Origin of the sequence: Corynebacterium sp. UBA2622 (assembly GCF_002339505.1) — a bacterium.
Lineage (GTDB): Bacteria > Actinomycetota > Actinomycetes > Mycobacteriales > Mycobacteriaceae > Corynebacterium.
In genome coordinates this window covers 207,538-229,937 of the sequence record NZ_DDJO01000017.1, presented here as the reverse complement: position 1 = coordinate 229,937, position 22,400 = coordinate 207,538, and the positions used below count along the sequence as shown (strand labels likewise).

The 22,400-nt window shown below is 68.0% G+C and carries 22 protein-coding genes, 6 tRNA genes and 1 other RNA gene; 9 read left to right on the top strand and 20 right to left on the bottom strand.

The genetic code is table 11. The features are described from left to right. The 5 genes from dnaX to ffs all read right to left on the bottom strand — a co-directional run. On the bottom strand, positions 1 to 554 hold a 554-nt coding region (gene dnaX / locus B3611_RS08155), incomplete at its 3' end, for a DNA polymerase III subunit gamma/tau (protein WP_291314577.1). Between the two features lie 30 nt (positions 555 to 584). Then, on the bottom strand, positions 585 to 1,538 hold the full coding sequence (locus tag B3611_RS08150) for an esterase/lipase family protein (protein ID WP_291314576.1): 954 nt from the start codon (positions 1,536 to 1,538) through the stop codon (positions 585 to 587). Between the two features lie 16 nt (positions 1,539 to 1,554). Beyond that, complete coding sequence (locus B3611_RS08145; RefSeq protein WP_291314575.1) at positions 1,555 to 2,103, bottom strand: hypothetical protein; 549 nt, start codon at positions 2,101 to 2,103, stop codon at positions 1,555 to 1,557. Beyond that, positions 2,104 to 3,387 carry an aminotransferase class I/II-fold pyridoxal phosphate-dependent enzyme gene (locus B3611_RS08140; RefSeq protein ID WP_291314574.1) on the bottom strand — a complete coding sequence of 428 codons (1,284 nt, stop codon included), beginning with the start codon at positions 3,385 to 3,387 and terminating at the stop codon, positions 2,104 to 2,106. A gap of 108 nt (positions 3,388 to 3,495) precedes the next feature. Then, positions 3,496 to 3,592, bottom strand: an RNA gene (gene ffs / locus B3611_RS08135) — signal recognition particle sRNA small type. A 125-nt stretch (positions 3,593 to 3,717) separates the two neighbouring features. On the opposite strand from ffs, the gene B3611_RS08130 reads away from it, so the two are divergent. Beyond that, a tRNA-Ser gene (locus tag B3611_RS08130) sits at positions 3,718 to 3,806 on the top strand. Positions 3,807 to 3,848: 42 nt separating this feature from the next. On the opposite strand, the gene gluQRS is transcribed toward B3611_RS08130, so the two are convergent. After that, the gene (gluQRS, locus tag B3611_RS08125) at positions 3,849 to 4,742 is read right to left on the bottom strand and encodes a tRNA glutamyl-Q(34) synthetase GluQRS (protein ID WP_291314573.1); all 894 of its coding nucleotides are present in this window, start codon (positions 4,740 to 4,742) and stop codon (positions 3,849 to 3,851) included. Between the two features lie 18 nt (positions 4,743 to 4,760). Between gluQRS and B3611_RS08120 the strand changes: the two genes are divergently transcribed. Continuing rightward, positions 4,761 to 5,423: a queuosine precursor transporter gene (locus B3611_RS08120; RefSeq protein WP_291314572.1), complete on the top strand. Its 663-nt coding sequence runs from the start codon at positions 4,761 to 4,763 to the stop codon at positions 5,421 to 5,423. Here B3611_RS08120 and tgt read toward each other — a convergent pair. The 6 genes from tgt to B3611_RS08090 form a co-directional block, all read right to left on the bottom strand. Further along, positions 5,399 to 6,658 (bottom strand): tRNA guanosine(34) transglycosylase Tgt, encoded by a 1,260-nt coding sequence (gene tgt, locus B3611_RS08115; protein WP_291314571.1) that lies wholly within the window; start codon positions 6,656 to 6,658, stop codon positions 5,399 to 5,401. The genes B3611_RS08120 and tgt overlap by 25 nt on opposite strands. A gap of 2 nt (positions 6,659 to 6,660) precedes the next feature. Then, entirely contained in the window at positions 6,661 to 9,129 is a 2,469-nt protein-coding gene (locus B3611_RS08110) for an MMPL family transporter (protein ID WP_291314570.1), read from the bottom strand. A gap of 117 nt (positions 9,130 to 9,246) precedes the next feature. Continuing rightward, a tRNA-Ser gene (locus B3611_RS08105) sits at positions 9,247 to 9,334 on the bottom strand. A gap of 39 nt (positions 9,335 to 9,373) precedes the next feature. Further along, the gene (locus B3611_RS08100; protein WP_291314569.1) at positions 9,374 to 9,583 is read right to left on the bottom strand and encodes a CsbD family protein; all 210 of its coding nucleotides are present in this window, start codon (positions 9,581 to 9,583) and stop codon (positions 9,374 to 9,376) included. 88 nt (positions 9,584 to 9,671) lie between these two features. Beyond that, complete coding sequence (locus B3611_RS08095; RefSeq protein ID WP_291314588.1) at positions 9,672 to 10,100, bottom strand: nucleoside deaminase; 429 nt, start codon at positions 10,098 to 10,100, stop codon at positions 9,672 to 9,674. 42 nt (positions 10,101 to 10,142) lie between these two features. Further along, a complete protein-coding gene (locus tag B3611_RS08090; protein ID WP_291314568.1) occupies positions 10,143 to 10,625 on the bottom strand; it encodes a tRNA adenosine deaminase-associated protein in 483 nt (160 codons plus the stop codon). Between the two features lie 39 nt (positions 10,626 to 10,664). Here B3611_RS08090 and B3611_RS08085 point away from each other — a divergent pair, with 39 nt between their 5' ends. Beyond that, positions 10,665 to 11,723: a prephenate dehydrogenase gene (locus tag B3611_RS08085; protein ID WP_291314567.1), complete on the top strand. Its 1,059-nt coding sequence runs from the start codon at positions 10,665 to 10,667 to the stop codon at positions 11,721 to 11,723. 154 nt (positions 11,724 to 11,877) lie between these two features. Here the strand turns inward: B3611_RS08085 and B3611_RS08080 are convergent. The 4 genes from B3611_RS08080 to B3611_RS08065 form a co-directional block, all read right to left on the bottom strand. After that, a tRNA-Arg gene (locus B3611_RS08080) sits at positions 11,878 to 11,950 on the bottom strand. Between the two features lie 69 nt (positions 11,951 to 12,019). Then, complete coding sequence (mgtE, locus tag B3611_RS08075; RefSeq protein ID WP_414646317.1) at positions 12,020 to 13,372, bottom strand: magnesium transporter; 1,353 nt, start codon at positions 13,370 to 13,372, stop codon at positions 12,020 to 12,022. An 82-nt stretch (positions 13,373 to 13,454) separates the two neighbouring features. Continuing rightward, positions 13,455 to 13,530, bottom strand: a tRNA-Arg gene (locus tag B3611_RS08070). Position 13,531: 1 nt separating this feature from the next. Continuing rightward, positions 13,532 to 13,623 (bottom strand) — tRNA-Ser (locus B3611_RS08065). A 102-nt stretch (positions 13,624 to 13,725) separates the two neighbouring features. Here B3611_RS08065 and B3611_RS08060 point away from each other — a divergent pair. Beyond that, positions 13,726 to 14,238 carry a hypothetical protein gene (locus B3611_RS08060; protein ID WP_291314566.1) on the top strand — a complete coding sequence of 171 codons (513 nt, stop codon included), beginning with the start codon at positions 13,726 to 13,728 and terminating at the stop codon, positions 14,236 to 14,238. Between the two features lie 47 nt (positions 14,239 to 14,285). Beyond that, entirely contained in the window at positions 14,286 to 15,416 is a 1,131-nt protein-coding gene (locus tag B3611_RS08055) for an alanine--glyoxylate aminotransferase family protein (RefSeq protein ID WP_291314565.1), read from the top strand. 345 nt (positions 15,417 to 15,761) lie between these two features. Here the strand turns inward: B3611_RS08055 and B3611_RS08050 are convergent. Then, positions 15,762 to 15,849: transfer RNA gene (locus B3611_RS08050), tRNA-Ser, on the bottom strand. A 51-nt stretch (positions 15,850 to 15,900) separates the two neighbouring features. On the opposite strand from B3611_RS08050, the gene B3611_RS08045 reads away from it, so the two are divergent. Continuing rightward, positions 15,901 to 16,857: an NAD(P)H-quinone oxidoreductase gene (locus B3611_RS08045; protein WP_291314564.1), complete on the top strand. Its 957-nt coding sequence runs from the start codon at positions 15,901 to 15,903 to the stop codon at positions 16,855 to 16,857. A gap of 8 nt (positions 16,858 to 16,865) precedes the next feature. On the opposite strand, the gene B3611_RS08040 is transcribed toward B3611_RS08045, so the two are convergent. Then, entirely contained in the window at positions 16,866 to 18,107 is a 1,242-nt protein-coding gene (locus tag B3611_RS08040) for an aminotransferase class V-fold PLP-dependent enzyme (protein ID WP_291314563.1), read from the bottom strand. Positions 18,108 to 18,362: 255 nt separating this feature from the next. On the opposite strand from B3611_RS08040, the gene B3611_RS08035 reads away from it, so the two are divergent. Genes B3611_RS08035 through B3611_RS08025 form a run of 3 tightly spaced genes read left to right on the top strand, consistent with a single transcriptional unit; the run spans position 18,363 to position 21,021 of the window. Next, the gene (locus B3611_RS08035; RefSeq protein ID WP_291314562.1) at positions 18,363 to 19,256 is read left to right on the top strand and encodes an ABC transporter permease; all 894 of its coding nucleotides are present in this window, start codon (positions 18,363 to 18,365) and stop codon (positions 19,254 to 19,256) included. Positions 19,257 to 19,269: 13 nt separating this feature from the next. Beyond that, on the top strand, positions 19,270 to 20,055 hold the full coding sequence (locus tag B3611_RS08030; RefSeq protein WP_291314561.1) for an ABC transporter ATP-binding protein: 786 nt from the start codon (positions 19,270 to 19,272) through the stop codon (positions 20,053 to 20,055). Between the two features lie 39 nt (positions 20,056 to 20,094). Then, complete coding sequence (locus B3611_RS08025) at positions 20,095 to 21,021, top strand: glycosyltransferase (RefSeq protein WP_291314560.1); 927 nt, start codon at positions 20,095 to 20,097, stop codon at positions 21,019 to 21,021. 4 nt (positions 21,022 to 21,025) lie between these two features. Here B3611_RS08025 and B3611_RS08020 read toward each other — a convergent pair whose 3' ends face one another. Next, a complete protein-coding gene (locus tag B3611_RS08020; RefSeq protein WP_291314559.1) occupies positions 21,026 to 21,481 on the bottom strand; it encodes a GtrA family protein in 456 nt (151 codons plus the stop codon). 11 nt (positions 21,482 to 21,492) lie between these two features. Then, entirely contained in the window at positions 21,493 to 22,359 is an 867-nt protein-coding gene (locus B3611_RS08015) for a hypothetical protein (protein ID WP_291314558.1), read from the bottom strand. Positions 22,360 to 22,400: the final 41 nt, after the last annotated feature.

Below are 22,400 nucleotides of genomic sequence, written 5' to 3'. Positions count from 1 at the left end.
AGCCCGTGCATTGCCTGCGGGGTGAGCAGGCGGAACGGGTAGTTGTGGGTGCGCGAGCGGATGGTGCCCAGCATCTTCTCCGGTTCGGTGGTGGCAAAGATTAAGATGAGGTGTTCCGGCGGCTCCTCCACGATCTTGAGCAGGGCGTTGTTGCCCACCTTGGAGATCATGTGGGCCTCGTCGATGATGAAGACGCGGTAGCGGAACTCCGCCGGGGCGAACATGGCGCGCTCGCGCAGGTCGCGCATCTCGTCCACACCGCCGTTGGAGGCGGCGTCGAGCTCCATCACGTCGAGGTTGCCCGCCCCGCCGGGGGCGAGGGAAACGCAGGAGGGGCACACACCGCAGGGGGTCGAGGTGGGCCCCTCGACGCAGTTCAGCGACCGCGCGAGGATGCGCGCGGAGGAGGTTTTGCCGCAACCGCGGGGACCGGAGAACAGGTAGGCGTGGTTAATTCGCCCGTTGTCCAGGGCAGCCGACAAAGGGCGGGTGACCTGCTCCTGGCCGATCACCTCGCCGAAGGTAGCGGGGCGGTACTTCCTGTATAGAGCCACGCGGACAACCTTAGCCGAGAGACGCGGCCGCTATGAGGGCGACGGCGGGTAGACCACGGGCGGCGGGAGCGGCTTGTCGCCGAAGTTGCTCACGATGGCCAGATCGGCCGCCCCGTACCAGAGGCTCCTCAGCGCGCAGGGCAACTGCCCTATCTCGCCGTCCCGCAGCCATTGCTCGATCGCCTCGACCACGGTGGGGTTGTACGGCAGGAAAAAGTGCCCGGAGAGGTCGCTCGGGCACACGTCCTGCAGCACGATGTTTGTCGCCCCCGGCAGCTGCTGGTCGATGACGGAGAGCACACCGTCAAACCGGCTTCCAAAGGTGGCGTAGCGCACGCCCGGGATGGTGGGCGTGCTCGTGAGCGATCGCATCACCTCGCTGCCGCGTACGTGATCGAGCAGGGCCGGCGCGATGATCGATTGCTGCGCCGAGCTCGCCTGAACCTGCTGGCCAACCGCGGGCAAATCCAGACCGGCGGTCGGTGAACCGAGCCCGAACCACGACGCGGCCCTGCCCTTGGACATCTCGTTCACCCAGTAACGTGACACCGTTGCACCTTGGGAATAACCCACCATATGCACGCGCGTCGCGCCAGAAGTGGCCATCGCGTTATCCACCAGCCGATCAATCTGCGCCGCGGAGGAAGTGAGCGGAGCCCACCCGTAGGAATTCTCCCCGTAGCCGTAGTCGATTCCGTAGACGCACCACCCGGCCCGTGCGAGAGTCTCCCCAATAAGCGCGTAGTCAGCATAGAAGGTCGCATCGGTGCCGTGCACCAGCACGACGATCTCGTCCGCGGTGCACTCCGGGTTGTTCGTCCCCTCCGGAACCATCGTGGAGCTGCCCTGACGCTGCACCGCGCCCGCGTGGCCGTCGAATTGCGGCAGCGGAAGCTGCGACGACGCCGCCTGTGCCGGCGCATAACCCAGCAACACCGCAACCCCAGCGAGAATGGCGGCGGCAACCCGCGTGCGGAAACTCATGGGTCCATCTCCCTCATCACTCGGCCTCTCTGTACCAGTCCCCGACCTTCACGCCGCGGCGGCGCAGGCGCCGCTCCAGCACAAACACACCCTGCTCGGAGGCGATGCCGAACTCCTCGTCCGTCAACGCCGCCAGTTCCAGCAGGAGGGTTACCCGGCCCGGTTCGCTGTAGGTGGGCGTGCCGCGCTCGAAAAGTCGGGGCTCGCGCAGGTAGCCGTGGCGCACGGTGGGTTCACCGGGAATATCGAGCCCCGCGAACAGGCCCTCCAGCAGCACCCCGGGCCGGGCCGGCACGCCGAGCGTTTCCAGCTCGCGCCCCGCCGCCACCACCGCGCTTCCGAGCACAAAGGCCGGTTGGTCCGCGGTGCAGACCAGCTCGCATCGCACATCGGTGGCGGCTCCGTCATCGGTGACCAGACCGGAGTCCACGGCGCTGAAGCCGACGGTCACGGCGAGCGGCTGGCCGTCGTGGGTGGCCGAGGCGACGGGGATGGCGTCGATAAGCGAAAGGCTCAGGCCCGGAAAGAGCGACGCGAGCCAAACTACGGCCTCGTCACCCGTCACTTAGGCACCGAGCTTTTCGACGGCCGCGAGCAGCACGCAGGTGGCCACGCCGTCCATTGCCTCGGTGACCTCCTCGAGCGGGGGCAGCGAGGGGGCGAGGCGGATGTTGCGGTCGCGCGCATCTTTACCGTGGGGGAAGGCGGAGCCCGCCTTGGTCAGCGTGATGCCGGCGTCCTTGGCCAGCTCCCACACGCGGGTGGCCGTGCCGTCGATGACGTCGAGGGAGATGAAGTACCCGCCCTCCGGCTCGGTCCAGGTGGCAACACCGTGGGGGCCGAGGCGGTTTTCCAGGATCTCGATCACCGCGCGGAACTTCGGGCCGAGGGAGCCGGCGTGCTTGCGCATGACGTCGCGGACGCCCTCGGCGTCGCCGAAGTACACGGCGTGCGCCAGCTGGTTCACCTTGTTCGGGCCGATGCCGCGGATGCCCGCGATGGAGGTGTACCAGTCGAGGTTCTCCTTCGACGAGGCGAAGAAGGACACGCCCGCGCCCGCGAAGGTGATCTTGGAGGTGGAGCTCATGTACCAGAAGCGGTTCGGGTGGCCCTTCTGCGCTGCGAGGGAGATGACATCCGGGTTCTCGGGGAACTCACCGGTGAGGGTGTGCACGGCGTAGGCGTTGTCCCACACGATGCGGAAGTCGGGCGCCGCGGTCTCCATCGCCGCGAGACGCTCCGTGACTTCGCGGGAGTAGACCACGCCGGTGGGGTTTCCGAAGATCGGCACGGCCCACATGCCCTTGACCAGCGGGTCCTGCACGAGCTTCTCGATCGCGGCGACATCTGGGCCGTCCTCGAGCATGGGGACGCTGACCATCTCGAAGCCGAACTTCTCGGTGATGGCAAAGTGGCGGTCGTAGCCGGGGACCGGGCAGATCCACTTGAGAGTCTCACCGCGGGCCACGAGGTCCTTCCACGGCTCCGGGGAGTCATTGTTGCCGAAGATGCAGGACCAGGAGATGAGGTCGAACATGATGTTCAGGGAGGAGGAGTCCCCTGCGATAACGTTGGCGGGGTCCACCCCGAGGACTTCTGCCCACAACTCCCGAATGTCAGGGATGCCCTCGAGCTTGCCGTAATTGCGCACGTCGGCACCCGTGTTGTCGCGGTAGGTGTCGCGCCCCGGCAGCGCCAGGAGTTCGTTGCTGAAGTCGAGCTGCTCGCTCGACGGCTTGCCGCGGGTGAGGTCCAGGTTGAGATTCTTCGCCTTCAGCGAGTCGTACCTTGCGCGGACATCGGCAGCGAGCTGTTCCAGCTCGTTCGGCTCAAGATCAAGCAGGGACATGGGTGCATCACTTCCGTCGGTTGGGCTGGGCTTTTCCCGGCGCCTGGCGCCGAGGAACGCTGTCCCCGATATGATACCTGCCACACCCGACACCCCGTTCGCGGGCAAACTAAAGGGACCCCACGCACCTGCCAGAGCTCGCTGACCCTTGCTGCGTTCCCGCCCTGGGGGAGTTCACAAGATAAGCACCGCGTGAGATCCTGACCCACACTGTAGCCCGTCGGGCGGACGCGCACAAAAAGGCGCTGGGTATGCCCGCCCACCTGCCGTTTTGTCTGCGCACGGGCGGTGGACTAAAGTAATCCCCCGACGCAAGCAGCGTTTTTCTATGGAGGATTCGACTAGCGGCCTATGTCACACGCCTGGAACGCGTGCGGGTAGCAATACCCTCGTGGGTTCAAATCCCACATCCTCCGCCACGGGCCCGCCCACTGGAAACAGTGGGCGGGTTTTTGCGTGGGTCATACCCACACCCACGGCTCCTGCGGGAGCGCCTCCGGATCGAACACGCCGAGCAGCTCGCTTAACGACGCCACCCCGGCGCACCCCACCGACACCGCGATTCTCCCCACCGCCGCGCGGACCTCCCCCATCTGCCGCAGGGTCACCGCCCCGTCCCGCTTGGCCAGCCGCCTCCCCTCCGCGTTGACCACCAACGGCACGTGCACGTACAACGGCTCCGCGTACCCCAGCAGGTGCGCCATGTAGGCCTGCGCGGGCGCGGACATCAGCAGGTCGTCTCCGCGCACCACCTGGTCGATGCCCTGGTCACCGTCGTCCACCACCACAGCCAGGTTGTACGCCCAGTCCCCCGCCTGCGCCTGGTTGACGTTCCCGCCGCGCCGGAGCACCACGTCGTCCACGGGCCCGATCACATCACCCCGGTAGAAGTCCCGCACAGCCCACCCCCGCGCGTCGGCGCGCAGGCGCAGCGCGGGGAGGCGGCCCTGGGCGGCGAGCTCGGAGCGTCGTGAAGCTCTCTGCTCTTCACTGAGGTCGCGGCACGTACCCGGGTACATGCCGGGCTTGGCGTGGGGCGCCCCGGCGGCCTCGCGGATGTCGCGGCGGGTGCAGTAGCACTCGTAGACCGGCAGCCGCGACAGCGCGGCCTCGTACAAGGCACCGCGCTCCGACTGGTAGACCACCGGCGGGTCGAAGTCGATGCCGATTGCCTCCAGGTCCGCGATCTGGCGCCGCGCGGACTCACGGGATGAGCGCTCCGAATCGATGTCCTCCACGCGCAGGTAGAAGTTTCGCCCCGATTGCCGCGCGAAGAGCCACGCCAACACCGCCGTGCGCAGGTTGCCGAAGTGAAGGTCCCCGCTGGGGGAAGGTGCGTATCTGCCCGCGTTCATGGCTCTAGGATATGACGCGTGACTCACCCCTCCGCCCGCTCCCCGTACCCGACTCTCGTCGCCGTGTTCTGCGCGGTCTTCCTGCTGTCCAACATCACCGCCCAGAAGGGCGTGCAGATCGGCCCGCTCATCACCGACGGCGCGTTCTTCCTCTTCCCCATTTCCTACGTCATCGGCGACGTGCTCGCCGAGGTGTACGGCTTCCGTGCAGCCCGGCGCGCCGTCTTCACGGGATTCGGCGTCGCCGTGCTGGGGGTGGCGTCCTTCTACGCCGCGATCTGGCTGCCCGCCGCCGACTTCTACGATGCCCAGGACACTTTCGCCACGGTGCTTGGCCTCGTTCCCCGCGTCGTGCTGGCCTCGTTGTCCGGCTACGTGGTCGGCCAACTGCTCAACGCGTGGGTCCTGCAGAAAATGAAGGACCGCTTCGGCCCCGCCAACCTGTGGACGCGCCTGATCGGCTCGACGATCGTCGGCGAGTTCGCGGACACCCTCATCTTCTGCGTCATCGCCGCGGGTGTCATCGGCATCGAGACGGCGGGGCAGTTCATCAACTACGTCGTCGTCGGCTTCGTGTGGAAGACGCTCATGGAGGTCGTCCTGCTGCCCATCACCTACCCGACCATCGCCTGGGTGCGCCGCACCGAGGAGTCCAACTACGCGCTTGTCGACGCCCCGTAATACCGCCCCAGGAACTCATCGCGGAATTCTTCGTAGCGCCCCTCGTCGATGGAGACACGGATGTTATCCACCAGCCGCACCATGAACTCGAGGTTGTGCATGGTGCACAGCGTGCCGGCGAGGAACTCCTTGGCCTTGAGCAGGTGGTGGATGTAGGCGCGCGAGTAGTTCTCGGAGACGTAGCCGCCGAACTCCTCGTCCACCCCGGCGAAGTCGCGCCGGAAGCGCGCCGCGGTGAGGTTCATCCTCCCGTCGAGGGTGTACACCCCGCCCCGGCGGCCCAGTCGGGTGGGCGCGACACAGTCGAAGGTGTCCGCGCCGGCCTCGACGGCGGTGAAGATGTCGTCCGGCTCGGAAATTCCCAACAGGTGGCGGGGCTTGCCGGCGGGCAGCTCGTCCGTGACCCAGCCGACGATGGTGCCCAGGTTCTCCTTCTCCAGGGCGCCACCGATGCCGAAACCCCCGAAACCGCGCCGACCCGCCTCGCGGGCCCGCGCGTCCAGCTCCAGGAGCCCGCGGGTGGCGGTGCGGCGCAGGTCCTCGTACTGCGCACCCTGCACGACACCCCACAGCGACTGCTTGGGGTGCGCCGCGCGCTCCAGTGTGAGCCGGTTGTGCTCCTCCAGGCAGCGCCGCGCCCAGCGGCGCGTGCGCTCCACGGACTCCTCCTGGTAGGCGCGGGTGTCCACCAGGGTGGTGAGCTCGTCGAAGGCGAACATGATGTCGGCGCCCAGCTGATGTTGGATCTGCATGGACACCTCGGGGGTGAAGCGGTGGGAGGAGCCGTCGATGACGCTCCTGAAGTCCACACCGTCCTCGTCGACGCGCGCCATGCGGTCCTTCTTCGCGGCGCGGATGTCCGTGTCCGTGAGCCCCGCGGTGTCCATGGCGAGGACCTTCTTGAAGCCCACGCCCAGACTCATCACCTGGAAACCGCCGGAATCGGTGTACGTCGGCCCGTGCCAGTTCTCGAAGGCCGCCACTCCCCCCGCCTCGTCCACGATGTCCGGGCCCGGCTGGAGGTAGAGGTGGTAGGCGTTGGAGAGGATCGCCTGCGCGCCCGTAGTTCGGATCTGCTCCGGGGTCAGCGTCTTCACGGTGGCCTTCGTGGCCACCGGGATGAACGCCGGCGTGGCGACGTCCCCGTGCGGCGTGTGGATCACGCCCGTGCGCCCGTGCTTGCCCGGGGCGTCGTAGAGGGTGGTGGCGACGTCGAAGCTGAGGTCCTGCGCCATGACTAAACCACCGCGCCTTCCTGCCGCGCGTGGCGGCCCTCTCCGGGGTCCCGGACGGGTTCGGCGGCGTCCTGGCTGAGCCCGCGACGCCCCTCGAACCGCTTCTCCAGGCCAGTGCCCTCGATGTCCACGTCGGGCAGGATGCGGTCGAGCCACCGGGGCATCCACCAGGTTGTCCGGCCGAGGATGAACATGGTCGCGGGAACGAGGGCCATGCGGACGAAGAAGGCGTCGAAAAGCACGGCCGCGCCGAGGGCGAAACCGAAGATCTTGATGAAGGGCAGCGGCTGATCGATGAACGCGGCGAACACGGAAATCATGATGATCGCCGCGGCAGTGACCACGCGCGCGCCCTGGGTGAAACCCTCCACCGTGGAGTCCTCGACGGCGGTGACCTCCGCCTCCGGGTCGTCGGCCCGGCGGGCCTCGAGGTAGCGTTCGCGGATGCGCGTGACCAGGAAGACCTCGTAGTCCATCGCCAGGCCGAAGGTGACGCCGATGAGGAAGATGGGCATGAAGGACAGGATCGGCCCCGGGGTGTTCACCAAGCCGGTGAAGCCCATCTGGAACACGGCGACGGTGACCCCGAAGGCGGCCCCCACCGAGAGCAGGAAGCCCAGCCCCGCAACCAGGGGCACGAGGAGGGAACGGAAGACGAGGATGAGCAGAAGGATGGCGAGGCCGACGACGATCGAGAGGTAGAGGGGCATGGCGTCAGCCAGCTCCTCTGTGATGTCCATCTGCACGGCGGTGAGGCCGGTCAGACCGATTTTCACGCCCGTGGCGTCCTCCACCTGCGCCGTCGCGGCCCGCAGGCCGTGGGCGACGTCGAGGGTGCGCTCCTCTTCGGGGCCGGTTTCCGGGGTGGCGACGATCTGGGCGGCGGTGAAATCGTCGTTGACGTTGATCAGCTGCGCGTGGCGGATGCCGTTGACGCTGCCGGCCTCGTTGACCGTGTAGAGGAAGGAGGCGAGAGCGGCCTTGGTCGCGGCCCCACCCGTCTCGTCCGGGATGGCGGACATGTACGGCTGGAGGATCTCCGCGTCCGGGTTCACGTGGTGCGCGTCGGCGACCACCATGAACTGGCCGTTGACGCCCGGGCCGAAGCCCTCCGAGATGAGGTCCGCCGCCTTGCGCTGGGTGGTGTCGTGGTTCGCCGTGGTGTCGGAGGGCAGTGACATCTGCAGGTTGAGGATCGGCAGGGACAGCGCACCCAGCCCCAGAATGACCACGGCCATGACCAGGGCCGGGAAACGCCGCACGAAGCGCACCCAGCTGCGGCCGAGGGAGTGGCGGGTGAGATCCTTTGCCGGACGGGACCCCGGCCCGGCGTGGCCCGCGATACCGGGGATGCGCACTCCGAAGGACCGCTCCCCCCACGCGCCGAGAAGTGCGGGGATGAGGGTCAGGGCGATGAGCACGGCGATGAACACCGTGGCCGCCGCCGAGAGGCCCATCCAGGTGAGGAACTTGATCTGCGCGAGCGAGAGCGCCACCAGAGCGGTGAAGACGGTCGTCCCGGCGAAAACCACGGAGGAACCTGCGGTGCCGGTGGCCAGACCCGCCGCGTCCGGCCCGTCCAGGGTGTGCCTCTCCTGCCGGAAGCGGGAGAGGATGAACAGGGCGTAGTCGATGCCCACGGCAAGGCCGATCATCACCGCCAGGACCGGGGTGACGTTGTTGAGCTCGATCCAATGGGTGACGATGAGGATCGACAGCGCGCCGATGCCCACCCCGATCACGGCGGTGATCACCGGCATGGAGGCGGCGATCAGGGAACCGAACGTGATGAGGAGCACGACGAGTGCCACGGCCAGGCCGACAAGTTCGCTGCCCGTCTTGATCTCGATCGGGTCGCCGAAACCCGCTCCCCCGGCCTCGACCTCGAGGCCCGCGCTGCGCCCGATCTCCATCGCCTTGTTCACCACGCCGCGCTCGTCATCCGACACGGACATCGAGGTCTCCGCGCCGAAGTCGAAGGAGGTGTATCCGATGCGCTTGTCGTCCGAGAGCGTGCGCACGTTGTAGGCGTCCTGGCGGGCGGACTCCTCGGGCATGCCCATCTGGGTCATCTGCCCGATGATCTGCTTACTCACGTCCGCGTTGACCACCACGGGGTTGCCAAAGCGCTGGGTGTTCTGGATATCGCCCAGATTGTCGCGGATGTAGGCCACCGTCTCGTCCATCGCCCGCATGTTGGCGGGCTGGTCGAGTGTCTGCCCCTCGGGGGCGGCGAAAACGAGGTTGACCGTCGGTGCCCGCGCGATGTTTCCCTGCCCCGGAAAGTTCTCGTCCAAGGTCGAGAGTGCATCGATGGAGGGGGTGCCGGAGATCGCGAACTCCGAGGTGAAGGGCTTGGACAGTGTGCCCGCTCCGGCACCGGCCGCGGCAAGCAACAGCAGCCAGGCGACAATCACGCGCCACTTGTGCAGGTAGGACCATCGTCCGAGCCGGAAAAGGAAATTCGCCATCAGCTTCCGCAATCAGTAGTCGGGCAGTTTCATGTTTCACGTGAATCAATCCCCGCACATCTTATAGGGCGGGTACGACAAAGCCCCTGACCTGCAGGTCAGGGGCTTTGCGTTACCTGGCGGTAGCGGCGGGATTTGAACCCGCGGAGGTTTTACCCTCACTCGCTTTCGAGGCGAGCACCTTCGGCCGCTCGGACACGCTACCGCGAATCAGATTAACGGCTGCGCGCCCGCGAGACCAAATTTACTGCTGCTCGCGGCGGTCCTGGACCTTGCCGGCAACCTCGTTGGCCTTGTCCTTCACGGCGTCACGGGCGTCGGCTGCCTTTTCCTTGACATCGCCACCGAGCTGGTCGGCCTTGCCCTCGTTCTCAAGCTTGCGGTCGTCGGTAAGGTCGCCGGCCGCTTCCTTAACCTTGCCCTTGAGCTGATCGCCCTTGCCTTCAAGTGCCATGGTGTACTCCTTACGAACGTTGGGAATAACTAACAACGCCCACCATAGCCACGGGCCACCGTGACGCGGGTAACAATTTCATTTCGTTTCACCTAAATTCCTCAAAGAACGCCCGCAGCAGGATGGCATTTTCCTGCTCGCGCACCCCGCCGCGCACCTCCACGCGGTGGAGGTGGTGGGGATCGCGCAGGGCGTCGAAAAGCGAGCCCACGGCCCCCGTCTTCGGCTCCCATGCCCCGAAGACGAGACTGCTCACCCGCGCCCCGAGGATCGCCCCGGCGCACATCGTGCACGGTTCGAGCGTGACCACGAGCTCACAGCCGTCGAGGCGCCATGTGCCGAGGGTTCGGGCGGCATCGCGGATCGCCTCGACCTCGGCGTGGGCGGTGGGATCGCCCTTCGCTTCACGACGGTTCACCCCGCGCCCCACCTCTCTCCCGAGCGCGTCGTAGACGACTGCCCCGACGGGAACATCACCGGGCGGGGTTTGCCCGGCCACCTCGATGGCGCGCGCCATGCGGGCGTCGGCGCGGCGCTCCGGCCCGCTGGGGCTCACGCCTCAGTCCAGGCAGTCCGCGAGCTCGTCGGAGAAACCGAGCACCTCCGCGACGCGCTCGATGATCTCCCCCGGCTCGTCGCCACTGTCCATGATCACGCTTAGGACCTGCTCCGACAGGCCGAGATCCTCCAGGAGCGCGAAATCGCCGTCGGCCCAGCCATCGACATCGTCGAGGTCCTCGGGCGCGATGTCCGGAACGTCGATGCCGGCTTCGTCGAGGATGTCCGCGGCAAAGTCGTCGTCGACGGCCATCGTCGCGTCGGAGAGGAGCAGGCGGGTGCGCGAGGGACCCGGCCGGACGATGACGGCGTACTCGTCCTCCACGTTCAGCAGGGCGAAGGCCGGACCTTCGCTGCGCAGCGCCCGTACGGCTGCCACGGAGGTGTCCAGGGCGGTGAAATCGTCGTCGAATTCCCGCACGACCCACCCGCCGTCGCGGGCGGCGACGGTGACGGCGAATCCATCCTCGTAATCCTGGCTCATGCTTAGTGAGGATAGCGACGTTGTGCAAGACTTGTCACCGTGACAGCCTCCGCTACAACCCCCGCGACAGCCCAGCACCCGCGACCGCTCCGGCCCCTCTGCATCATCGGGCTGGGGCTCATCGGCGGCTCCATCATGCGCGATGCCGTCGCCGCCGGCGCCGCGGTGTTCGGCTACACGCTGGCCCGCTCGGGGGCGCGGCAGGCCCAGCGCGACGGCTTCGACGTCTCCCACGACCTCACCGAGACTCTGCAGCGCGCGGCCACGGAGAACGCGCTGATTGTCGTGGCCACCCCGATGAGCGCAGTGGCGGATATCCTCGACGCGGTGGTTGAATACGCCCCCACCTGCGGAATCACCGATGTCGTGAGCGTGAAGCAGCCCGTCTACGACCTCATCCTCGAGCGCGGGCTGGAGGGCCACTACGTCGGGGGCCACCCCATGTCCGGCACGGAAAACTCGGGGTGGGGTGCATCCCAGGAGGGCCTGTTCAACCACGCCGCCTGGGCCGTCACCTACGACTGGGCCGTGCAGCTCGATCAGGCGGGCCACCCCGTGCCCGCCGAGTGGGCCGAGCTGTTCGGTCAGGTCTGCCGGCTCGCGGCCCTGACGGGTGCGGAGGCCGTGCCCGTGTCGGTGTCCCGGCACGACGAAGCGGTCGCACGCGTCTCGCACCTGCCCCACGTGGTGGCGGAGGCGCTCTCGGTGGTCGGCGACAAGGGTGGCACCCTCGCGCAGTCCCTCGCGGCGGGCTCCTTCAAGGGGGCGACCCGCGTCGCCGGAACCGACCCGGAGCTGGTGCGCAACATGGTGGAGACAAACGCCGCCGCGCTCGTGCCCACCCTCGACGAGTTCATCGCGCTGCTCCAGAGCGCGCGCGACACCCTCTCAGCCGAGCGGCCGTCCATGAAGGAGCTGGCGGAAAGCGGCAACCGCGCCTACACGCGCCTCAACGCCCGCACCGGGGCGCGCCGAGAATCCGTGTCCCCCGTGCGCATCTCCTCCCGCCCCGTCATGCGGGTGCACCTCGGCGCTCCCGGCTGGGTGGGACACCTGCGCCAGATTGAGTCACTCGGCGGCCGGGTCGAGGTTTTCTAGGACAACGGGCGCGCCGCTTCGCGACGCCCCGATGCCTGATACCCCGCACGCTGCGCAGCAGGGAGTTGTTCGGCGGAATCATTGGGCGGGGATCACCTCCCCGTTCCGCAACACGAAACCCCGGGACAAGATAACTGTCCCGGGGAGTTAAACGTGCGCCCGGAGGGATTCGAACCCCCAACCTTCTGATCCGTAGTCAGATGCTCTATCCGTTGAGCTACGGGCGCGCTATGTTGTGTGCAACGAGGTGAAACATTACACCGCGACGGTACAGCCGCCAAAACGCCAGTACACGGCTAGATTCCCAGAACCGCCTTGGCGATGAAGAAGTAGATGATGAGCCCCGTCGCATCGCAGAAGGTGGATATGAAGGGGTTGGAGAACACGGCCGGGTCCGCGCCGACGGCCTTCGCCACGATCGGCATCATCCCGCCTACCGTCGCCGAGATGGAGCAGATGAGGAACAGCGTCGCCCCGATGACCACCCCGATGTGGAGGCCGTAGGCAACCGTGGCCACCGCCAGGCCGAGGGTTCCCAGCACAGCACCGAGGGTCATGCCCACGCGCAGCTCGCGCCACATCACCTCGACGATGTCGCGCTTTTGGACGTCGCCAAGCGCGAGTGCCCTCGTCACCGTGGTCGCGGCCTGGTTCCCGGTGTTGCCGCCCGTGCCGGTGAGCAGGGGGATGAAGAGGGAGAGGACGACGGCCTTTTCCAGGGTGCTCTCGAAGATGTCGAGGACCTGCACGGTGAGGATCGCGGAAACGGCCAGGACCAGCAGCCAGACGATACGGCTGCGCACCAGCGTGAGCACCGGGGTGGAGAGGTAGGGGCGGCCGAGCGGCTCGGAGGCGCCGCTGCGGGCGGAATCCTCCGTGTCCGCGTGTTCGACGACGTCCTGGGCCTCGTCGTAGGTGAAGATGCCCACGAGCCGGCCGTCCTCGTCGACGACGGGTACGGCGAGCAGATGGGTGGAGATCAGCCAGCGGGCGGCACCCTCGACCTCGTCCATCGCGCCCACGGGTGTCGGGTCCGTGAGCACGTCGGCGATGAGATCGTCGCCCCGGCTGCGGAACAGCGTCCGCAGGCTGGTCACGCCGACGAGCACGCGGTCCTCGTCGACGACGGGGACGGTGTAGATCGTCTCCAGCTTTTCCACGCCCCCGCGCAGCATGGCGAGGACGTCCTGCACCCGCATCCCGGGCGTGACCTCGGGCACCGCCGGCGACATGGTGCGCCCCACGGTCCCCTTGCGGTAACCCAGCACCACGTTGGTCACGCGCTGGTCGTCCTCGTCCAGGTCGCGCATGAGGCGCTCGGCGATCTGGGCGGGCAGGTTGTCCAGCAGCGCCACCCGGTCCTCGGCCCCCATCGAGCCGAAGTAGTCCACCACGGTGTCGTCACCGAGCGCGCTGACGATGTCCGCCTGGTGGCGCGGGTTGAGCACGTTGAACACCGCGAGCGAGCGCTCGGGCGGCAGCATCCGCAGGATCTTCGCGCCCGCCACCGGCGACCTGCGCTCCACGAGGGCGGTGATCTCGCGCAGCGTCATGCCGTCGAGCTGCGACTGCATCCGCTCCAGCTCTTCTGCGCTGACATCGCGGCGCCTGCCGAGCCCCTGGAACAGCTTCACACCGGTCTTTGCCACCCTGCACCTGCCTTACCTCGCGCCGCCGCCCTGCCCGGCCGGCCGCAAACACAAACAAACCCCGCCGAAACGGGGTTTGTGCTGGTGCGCCCGGAGGGATTCGAACCCCCAACCTTCTGATCCGTAGTCAGATGCTCTATCCGTTGAGCTACGGGCGCGTGGCGGAGACGACAGGATTTGAACCTGCGGCCCTCCGCAAAGAGGGCAACTCCTTAGCAGGGAGCCCCATTCGGCCACTCTGGCACGTCTCCGGACCATGTTGCATAGTACCCAAGGACACGGCACCCAACAAAATGCGCCCGCCCGGTTCTCAGGCGCTGTTGCCCCGGCCACATTTCCGTAAACTGAACAGCATGAAAATCAACTCCTGGCTCACATCCGGCTTCGCCGCCCGCGGCGACGAGGCCCCCTCATCCTCCAACGTCAAGGACTGGATCGTCTGGCACCCCGTGCGCGTGAGCGAGCTCACCGCCGATGCCCTCCAGGGCCCCCTCACCTTCTACCTCGCCCCCAAGGTCTCCGCGCTGACCACCCCCGAGTTCTCCCGCGACGTGGTCCTCCTCGGCATCCCCCTCGGCGACCTCGAGGGCGACTGGCGCCTGAACGACGGCGGCAGCGCCAGCGCCACCACGCTCGACGAGGCGGCATCGCTTTTCGACGTCTCCCGCTTCGCCCACCACACCGACACCCCGAACTCCGGCTCGGCCGTGGAGATCGCGGGGCCGCTGACCCTGGACAAGGTCCAGATCGTCGCCGGCCAGGACCGCCCCACCACCAAGCGCGCCCTCGATGTCTTCCGCGGGATGGCCGCCCCCTTCGGCGAGCGCAAGTTCTACACCATGCCGGAGCTGTTCCCCGAGGGTTAGCCCGCAAACCGGCGCGCCGGAGGGTGACGCGCGTTACCCTGAAGTGCATGACTGCACTGCCACGCACTGACATCGACCCCGACGGCCTGCTGGAGTACTCGGTCGTCTTCACCGACCGCTCACTGAACCACATGTCGCAGAAGTTCATCGCTGCGGCACGCGGGATGCTGGAGATTCTCACCTCCACCTACAACGCGGACGGCGCCGCCCTGATCCCGGGCGGCGGCACCGCGGCGATGGAGGCCGTGGCCCGCCAGCTCTTCACCGGCAAAAAGGTGCTCATTCTGCGCTCCGGGCTGTTCACCTTCCGGTGGTCGCAGATCATCGAGACCGGCTCCATCACCGACCAGGTCAAGGTGCTCAACGCGGCCCCGACCTCCGGGGGAGCGAACCCCTCCTTCGCCCCGCCGTCGCTGGACGAGGTCCGCGGGGCCGTCGAAAAGTTCTCCCCCGACGTGATCGTCACGGCGCACACCGAGACGGCCGCGGGTCTCACGCTTCCCGACGACTACCTGCGCGGCCTCGGCGACATCGCCGAACGTGCGGGCGCACTGTTCGTCCTCGACTGCATCGCCGCCGGCGCCGCCTTCACCGACATGAAGGCGACCGGCGTGGACGTGCTTGTCTCCGCACCCCAGAAGTCCTGGTCCGGCTCCCCCGCCACCGGCTACGTCCTGCTCAGCGGGAAGGGCCGCGAGGCCGTCGCCGCGACGCAGAGCACCTCCTTCACGCTCGACCTGAAGAAGTGGCTCGAGATCTTCGACGGCTACCGCGACGGGAAGGCCGCGTACCACTCCACGCTGCCGACGGACGCCATCGTGCGCAACCTCGGCATCATGAAGGAGTCGACCGCGCAGGGTCTCGATGCCCTGGCTGAGCGCCAGCGCACCCTCGGCCGCCTCGTGCGCGAGGCCGCCTACGAGCGCGGCTACTCCTCCGTCGCCGCCGAGGGCTACGAGTCCAACGGGGTGGTGGTCCTCTACGCGAAAACCCCCGAGCAGCAGTCCGGCGCCGCGTTCAAGGAGCACGGCCTGCAGATCGCCTCGGGCGTTCCGCTGAAGATCGACGAGGGAGAGGAGTTCTCCACCTTCCGCATCGGCCTGTTCGGGCTGGACAAGTGGGAGGACCCGGAGGCCGCGGCCCAGCGATTCATCGAGGTCCTGGATCGGGTGGGCTAACACCCCGGGAGAAACACCGGCGTGCACCGAGCACCGCATCTTTAGACTGCGCGTCACCCGCCGTCGGGGTCCGGCACGGATCGCCCGCCACCGCGGGGCCCAGCCCGTCCGCCGTGCGCCGGGTTCTCGACCGAGCGCGGGTGCCCGCGGAGATCATTCATCACCTCGCGGGGTGCGTGTTGACTCCGCCCCGTGTGATATCACGTTTCAGGCCCTGCCGCCGCGAGTCACCTGGGGAAACGCCGGCTAAGTTACGCAAACCGTGATATCACGCCTTTCGCGCACCCGGACCCGCGCCCACCCGCCGTACCGTGGTGCATTCCCCGCACAGCGTCCGATCCTGTTTGGCGGAGACGGGGGGATTTGAACCCCCGGAGGTGTGAACCTCGCCGGTTTTCAAGACCGGTGCATTCGGCCGCTCTGCCACGTCTCCAGCGCCACGATCTTAGCCCGGAACCGGAAAACTTGGATAATCTGGGACGGCATGAAGGCAATCACCCAGACCGATCCCGATAACCCCCGCTCCCTTGAACTCACCGACGTCCCGGACCCGCAGCTGCGCGACGGCGAGGTGCTCGTGCGGGTGAAGGCGGCAGGGGTCAACCGCGCGGACCTCGCCCAGGCGCAGGGCATGTACCCCCCGCCCAAGGGCGCGTCCGAGATCATCGGCCTCGAGTGCGCGGGGGTCATCGCCGACGCGGGCAGCACCGGCCGCACCATGGGCGAAGAGGTGGGCTGTCTCCTCGCCGGCGGTGGTTACGCCGAGCTTGTCGCGGTTCCGGAGGGCCAGCTCACCCCAGTACCCAAGGGGTTCAGCCAGGAGCACACCGCGGGGATCGTGGAAGCAGCCGCGACCGCCTGGTCGAACCTCGGAATGGTTGCCGGGGTAAAGGAGGGCGACCGGGTCCTCATCCACGGCGGTTCCGGCGGAGTCGGTTCCTTCGCCATCCAGCTCTGCAAGGCCCTCGGCTGCGAGGTGGCCACAACCGCGGGCAGCGCGGAGAAGCTGGACTACTGCCGCGAGCTGGGCGCCGACATCCTCATCAACTACAAGGAGCAGAACTTCGCCGAGGAGCTGAAGGGCTCCTGCGACGTCATCCTCGACGTCATCGGCGGGCCCTACCTCGAGGACAACATCACATCCCTGGCCGTCGACGGACGCCTGGTTGTCATCGCGCTGCAGGGCGGACCGAAGGGCACCCTCAACCTCGGGCGCATGCTGGCGCGGCGCCAGTCCGTGCACACCACGACGCTGCGCGCCCGGCCGGTAGAGATGAAGGCGGACATCGTCGCGGACACCGTCAAGAACGTCTGGCCCCTGCTCGAGGACGGCACCATCACGCACAGCATCTCGCGGACATTCCCGCTCGCCGAGGCCGCGGACGCGCACGAACACCTCGACTCCGGCGACAACACCGGCAAGATCGTCCTGACCGTGTAGGTCGAACCTCAGGCTAGGGAGGCGACGGCGCGGATCAGCTGGTCGAGGTCGTTCGGCGTGTTGAACGGGCCGAGCGACACCGTCACCGCGCCCCCCATGTCGCGGACACCCATGTCCGTGAACAGCTGGTTGGCGGGGGCTTCGGTGGCAACGATGCCGTTGTCGAAGAGCCGCTGGTTCACCATCGCCGAGGGCACCCCCATCACCCCGAAGCTCAGGCGGGGCACGCGGTCGATCGTCGCGCCGTCGGCCGCCTCGCCGGAGACGCCGACGATGTGCACGGCGGGCAGGGTGCCCAGGAAGGTGTGAAGGTCGTCGCGAAGCCCGTTGAGGTAGGTGCTGGCCTCATCCATCGAGGCCAGCAGGCGGGTGCGGCGGGTGCTGCGACCGTGCGCCGGGCGCTCCGCCAGCGACGCGTAGTGCTCGACCACGGAGGAAACGCCGCCCGCAAGACCCGGCGAGACCCGCTGCGCAAGCTTCGCCGCCCCGGTTACGTCCGGGTGGCCGAGGGCGTCCAGACGCCCGAACATGGCTTCGTCGCGGAAGACGAGCGCCGCGATCTCCGGCCCGCCCATCTCAGCGAGGTCGACGGCCACGACGTCTGCGTTCCAGTCGTCGAAGGCGATGGCCCGGTACGGGGCGTAGGCGGAGGCGTCGACAATGACCCACGCGCGGGAGCGGGCGCGGACCCTGTCCACCACCTCTGCGACGGGGGCGACGTTGCCCAGCAGGCCGTGCGCCGCGGGGACGGAGACGAGCCGCGTCGAGCCGTCGACGAGGTCGTCGTACTGCCACGAGGGCAGCTCGCCGGTGGCCAGGTCCGCCTGCGCCCAGCGCACCCCGGCGTCCACGCGGCTCAGCGCCGCGGTCAGGTCGGGGCGGTCGACGTTGTTCAGCACAACGGTGGAGTTGCGGCGCAGCAGCGGGCGCATCGCCGCCGCCAGCGCGGCATAGAGGGCGTGGAGGCTCGGGCCCAGGACAACGCGCTCGGGGGTGGCGCCGACAAGGTCGGCGACGGCGGTGTGGGCGTCGCTAAGCAATGCGAGCCCCTCGGGCCTCCCGGCGTTGTGCCGGGAGTGCGAACCCGCCACGGGCTCGGGGCGGGAGACGGCCGTGGACATGCGGAAGGAACGGGCGACCGCGGCGGAGACGCGCTCGGGGATCTGCGGGCAGTCGTGGGCGTTGAGGTACGTCCAGCCGTCAGAGAGGGAGGTGTAGAGCCCGCGCACGCTCGCGACGTCATAGGCCACTGGATGAACCTCCCAGGGTTGGTGTGCCGAATCCGGATAAACCGAAAGATGTAGGACGAACGAAATACAGCACCCAATTATGCACACCCCCGCGCGGCGATGCACACTTGCCTGCTCGCCGCGCACAACGGGGTTCTCGCTGGACTTTTCCCGACCGATTAGTAAGAGTTTTCGAATGCGTCGGGGCCCGCCGGGGCCTTCGGGACGGAGTCGTCGCAGGCCTACACGGGTCGGGACGGCCCGGGCGCTAGGGTAATGGGCGTGATGGACAAGCAGCAGTTGCGCGCCGACGTCGCCCGCATGACGTCGACCGCCACCGATGAGACGCCGAAGTCGCAGTCCAAGACCTTCTCGCGCGCGTGGTCGGACCTCGTGCGCGGGTGGAACCAGCACGAACTCTGGCTGCAGCTCGGCTGGCAGGACATCAAGCAGCGCTACCGCCGCTCCTCGCTGGGCCCGCTGTGGATCACCATCGCCACCGGCGTAATGGCCCTCGCCCTCGGCCTGCTGTACTCCATGCTGTTCCAGATCTCCGTGCGGGAGTTCCTCCCCCATGTCACGGTGGGCTTCGTCATCTGGGGATTCATCTCGGGCTGCATCAAGGACGGCGCCAACGTCTTCATCGAGAACGAGGGCCTGATCAAGCAGCTGCCCTCCGCACTGTCGGTGCACGTCTACAGGCTGGTGTGGCGCCAGCTGCTCTTCCTCGCCCACAACATGGTGATCTGGCTGGTGCTCATCGTCATCTTCCGCATCCCGCTCACCCTGAGTACCCTGCTGGCCGTGCCGGCGCTGCTGCTGCTCGTGCTCAACGGCGTGTGGGTGACCATGCTCTTCGGCATCATCGCCACCCGGTTCCGCGATGTAGCCCCGTTGCTCGAGGCACTGGTCCAGCTGCTGTTCTACGTCACGCCGATCGTGTGGACCACCTCCACCCTGCGCGAGCAGGGCGGGGAGGTCGCCCGGCGCGCACGCATCGCGGAGCTCAACCCGCTCTACCACTACCTGGAGATCATCCGCGCGCCCCTGATCGGCCAGGACGTGGCCGCCTACCACTGGGCCATCGTCGGGGCCTGCACGGTGGCGGGGCTGCTGGTCACGCTCCTGGTCATGCGCCAGCTGCGCTTCCGCGTCCCCTACTGGGTGTAAAGGACTTATCACCATGGTTTCCATCGACACCTACAACGCCTGCGTCGACTTCCCCATCTTCGACGCGAAGTCGCGCTCGCTGAAGAAGGCCGTGGTCTCCACCGCAGGCGGTGCCATCGGCAAGAACGCCTCGAACACGGTCGTCGTCGAGGCGCTGCGCGACATCAACCTCCACCTGCGAGAGGGCGACCGCGTGGGGCTGGTGGGCCACAACGGCGCCGGCAAGTCCACGCTTCTGCGCCTGCTCAGCGGGATCTACGAACCCACCCGCGGCGTGGCGGACGTGCGCGGGCGCGTCGCCCCGGTCTTCGACCTCGGCGTGGGCATGGACCCGGAGATCTCCGGGTACGAGAACATCATCATCCGCGGGCTCTTCCTCGGCCAGACCCGCAGGCAGATGCGCAGGAAGATGGACGAGATCGCGGAGTTCTCCGAGCTGGGCGACTACCTCAGCATGCCGCTGCGCACCTACTCCACCGGCATGAGGATCCGCCTCGCCCTTGGTGTGGTCACCTCCATCGAGCCCGAGATCCTGCTTCTCGACGAAGGAATCGGAGCCGTGGACGCCGCCTTCATGGCCAAGGCCCGTGTGCGCCTCGCCGAGATGGTGCAGCGCTCCGGCATCCTCGTCTTCGCCTCCCACTCCAACGACTTCCTCGCGCAGCTGTGCACCACCGGCCTGTGGATCGACAAGGGGGAAATCCGCAAGGCGGGCGAGGTCTCGGACGTGGTCGCGGCCTACGAAGGCCCGGAGGCCGGGCGCTACGTGGCCGACCTGGTCCAGCGCTTCCAGGGGTAGCGGGGTCGCTGCCCGGGACCGCGCGGCCGCTCGGGCACAATGGTGGGCATGACTGCCACCCTCAACCCGCGCGGGAAAACCGCCGCGGTGATCGTCACCCACAACCGCGTTGAGCTCCTGCGCCACTCCCTGGAGCAGGTGGTCAGCCAAACTCACCCGGTGACGTGGGTGATCGTGGTGGACAACGCGGCGCAGGACGGCGTCCGCGACCTGCTGGCGGAGCTCGCCGGGGACCGCGGCGTGTACCTGCCCTCGCGCACCAACCTGGGCGGGGCGGGCGGTTTCGCCTACGGCTTCCTGCACGCCCTCGCGCTGGGGGCGGATGCCGTGTGGTGCGCCGATGACGACGGCCGCCCCGCCGACGGGAACGTCCTGGCCTCTCTGTACGCCGCCGCGGAGCGCCACGGCCTCGCGGAGGTCAGCCCGCTGGTGGTCAGCCTGGAGGACCCCGCGAAGCTCGCTTTCCCCCTGCGCCAGGGCGTGACCTGGAAGCGCACCACCGCGGAGCTCGAGGGCGACTTCCTGCCGCAGTACGCCTCCCTGTTCAACGGCGCACTCATCTCGGCGGGGGCGATGGAGCGCATCGGGGTGCCGGACTACCGGCTCTTCATCCGCGGCGACGAGGTGGAGTACCACCGACGCCTCTCGCGCTCCGGTCTGGCCTACGGCACCGCCCTGACCACGTCCTACCTGCACCCGGACGGCTCCGGGGAGTTCCAGCCCATCATGGGCGGCCGCGCCCACGCGCAGTGGCCGGACAACGAGACCAAGCGCTACTTCACCTACCGCAACCGCGGCTACATCATGAACCAGCAGGGCATGCGGAAGATGAAACTGCAGGAGGTGGTCAGGTTCGCGTGGTTCTTCCTGGTGGAAAAGAAAAACCCCCGCGAGTTCGTCCGCTGGATCTCGCTGCTGCAGATGGGGGCGCGGGAGGATTTCCGCCGCCCCGGCCCGCGCGGCTGACCCCTCAGGCCGGGTCCGCCTGCGCGACGATCTTCGTCTCCTCCCGGAAGATCACCCGGCGCTGCAGCACGAAGTTGGTCACGGTGGCCACCCCCTGTGCGATGGTGAAGGAGACGATATCCTTCCACGGCTCGACCAGGCCGAGGGCCTGGAGCGGCTCGTCGGTGACATCGTAGAGGAACACCTGAACGGCGAACGTGATCGCGTAGAGCAGGAAAACGGCCCCCGCCTTTTTCGCGCTGACCTGCGACTGGAACGCGAATCGCGAGTTCAGCAGGTACGCCACCAGGGTGCCGAACACCCAGCCGACCGCCTTGGAGCCGGTGCGCGACAGCCCCGTGAGCTCCGTCAGGGAGTAAGTGATGCCGAAATCGATCACCGCGCACCCGACGCCGATGATCACGAACGGCACGAGCTGCCGCAGCACTGACTGTCTGTACTCCTGGGACACCTTGGACACGGGCGCACAGTCTACCGCCGAAGCAGCTCCCGCAGAACTTCCACGCGCTCGACCGGGGAGGTGCGCCCCGGGCCGAACACCCCCAGCGCCGCGAGCCGGACCAGCGAACCCGAGCACAGGTCACGCACCTCGTCCGCCGTGCGCCGGGGCCACCCCAGGGCCTCGAAGGTCGACTCGATCACCGCGTCGGTGGTCTCCGCGTCCGCGAAGCACGCCAGCCCGAGCACCACGCACCAGTAGGCGTCTCGCCCCTCGGCCCCGCGCTCCCGGGGAAGGGTTTCCGCCGCCTCACGGGCACGCTTGTCGACGCCCCCGCGCCCGAGGTCCAGCGCTTGAACGAGCAGGACGTAGTCAAACATGCGCGAGCGCGTGATCACGTCGCGCACCTCGGGGCGGGCCGCTCTCAGGACATCGTCGGCGCGGTCGTCGCCGATGAGGCGGCGGTTGATGCCGGTGATGTCGAAGGGGGTGTCCCCGAAATCCCCGGAGCCGGCGAGGCACACCGCGGCCGGTGTCGAGCGATCGCGCGGGTACTCCTCCACACGCTGCAGGTCGAAGCGCCACAGACCCCAGGTGAAGGTGAAGGGCGAGCGGCCGTCGCCCAGGGCCTCCCCGAGCGTGTCCCCCGGCGCGCCGCTGAACCGGGCGGGGGCCGATTGGGCGTCGGGAAGCGAGAATGCGACGGCGATCGCGTGCTGGACCTCGGGAAGACGGGCGTCGTCGGCGAAGCCGAGGTAGCGGTACACCTCTTCGTCGGATTTCATGGTGGCCACCCGGACCACCAGAGTGCGCCGCCGGGGCGGCGCACCGCTTCGGCGCGCCCGCGCGAGGGCCAGGTCGATGACCGGCGCGCGGTGCTGGCCGGAGAGCTCGCTCATGTCGGTTTCGCTTCCCGGTTCACCCGATGTGCCCGGCAACC

Bases quoted from the DNA above. Each gene is read 5' to 3' on its own strand.
- B3611_RS08060 (WP_291314566.1), top strand. From the start codon at position 13,726: ATGAAAATCAACTCCTGGCTCACATCCGGCTTCGCCGCCCGCGGCGAC.
- B3611_RS08030 (WP_291314561.1), top strand. From the start codon at position 19,270: ATGGTTTCCATCGACACCTACAACGCCTGCGTCGACTTCCCCATCTTC.
- B3611_RS08140 (WP_291314574.1), bottom strand. From the start codon at position 3,387: ATGTCCCTGCTTGATCTTGAGCCGAACGAGCTGGAACAGCTCGCTGCC.
- tgt (WP_291314571.1), bottom strand. From the start codon at position 6,658: ATGGCGCAGGACCTCAGCTTCGACGTCGCCACCACCCTCTACGACGCC.
- B3611_RS08025 (WP_291314560.1), top strand. From the start codon at position 20,095: ATGGTGGGCATGACTGCCACCCTCAACCCGCGCGGGAAAACCGCCGCG.
- B3611_RS08095 (WP_291314588.1), bottom strand. From the start codon at position 10,100: ATGGCGCGCGCCATCGAGGTGGCCGGGCAAACCCCGCCCGGTGATGTT.
- B3611_RS08100 (WP_291314569.1), bottom strand. From the start codon at position 9,583: ATGGCACTTGAAGGCAAGGGCGATCAGCTCAAGGGCAAGGTTAAGGAA.
- B3611_RS08090 (WP_291314568.1), bottom strand. From the start codon at position 10,625: ATGAGCCAGGATTACGAGGATGGATTCGCCGTCACCGTCGCCGCCCGC.
- gluQRS (WP_291314573.1), bottom strand. From the start codon at position 4,742: ATGAACGCGGGCAGATACGCACCTTCCCCCAGCGGGGACCTTCACTTC.
- B3611_RS08055 (WP_291314565.1), top strand. From the start codon at position 14,286: ATGACTGCACTGCCACGCACTGACATCGACCCCGACGGCCTGCTGGAG.
- B3611_RS08015 (WP_291314558.1), bottom strand. From the start codon at position 22,359: ATGAGCGAGCTCTCCGGCCAGCACCGCGCGCCGGTCATCGACCTGGCC.
- B3611_RS08110 (WP_291314570.1), bottom strand. From the start codon at position 9,129: ATGGCGAATTTCCTTTTCCGGCTCGGACGATGGTCCTACCTGCACAAG.
- B3611_RS08035 (WP_291314562.1), top strand. From the start codon at position 18,363: ATGGGCGTGATGGACAAGCAGCAGTTGCGCGCCGACGTCGCCCGCATG.
- B3611_RS08150 (WP_291314576.1), bottom strand. From the start codon at position 1,538: ATGAGTTTCCGCACGCGGGTTGCCGCCGCCATTCTCGCTGGGGTTGCG.
- B3611_RS08045 (WP_291314564.1), top strand. From the start codon at position 15,901: ATGAAGGCAATCACCCAGACCGATCCCGATAACCCCCGCTCCCTTGAA.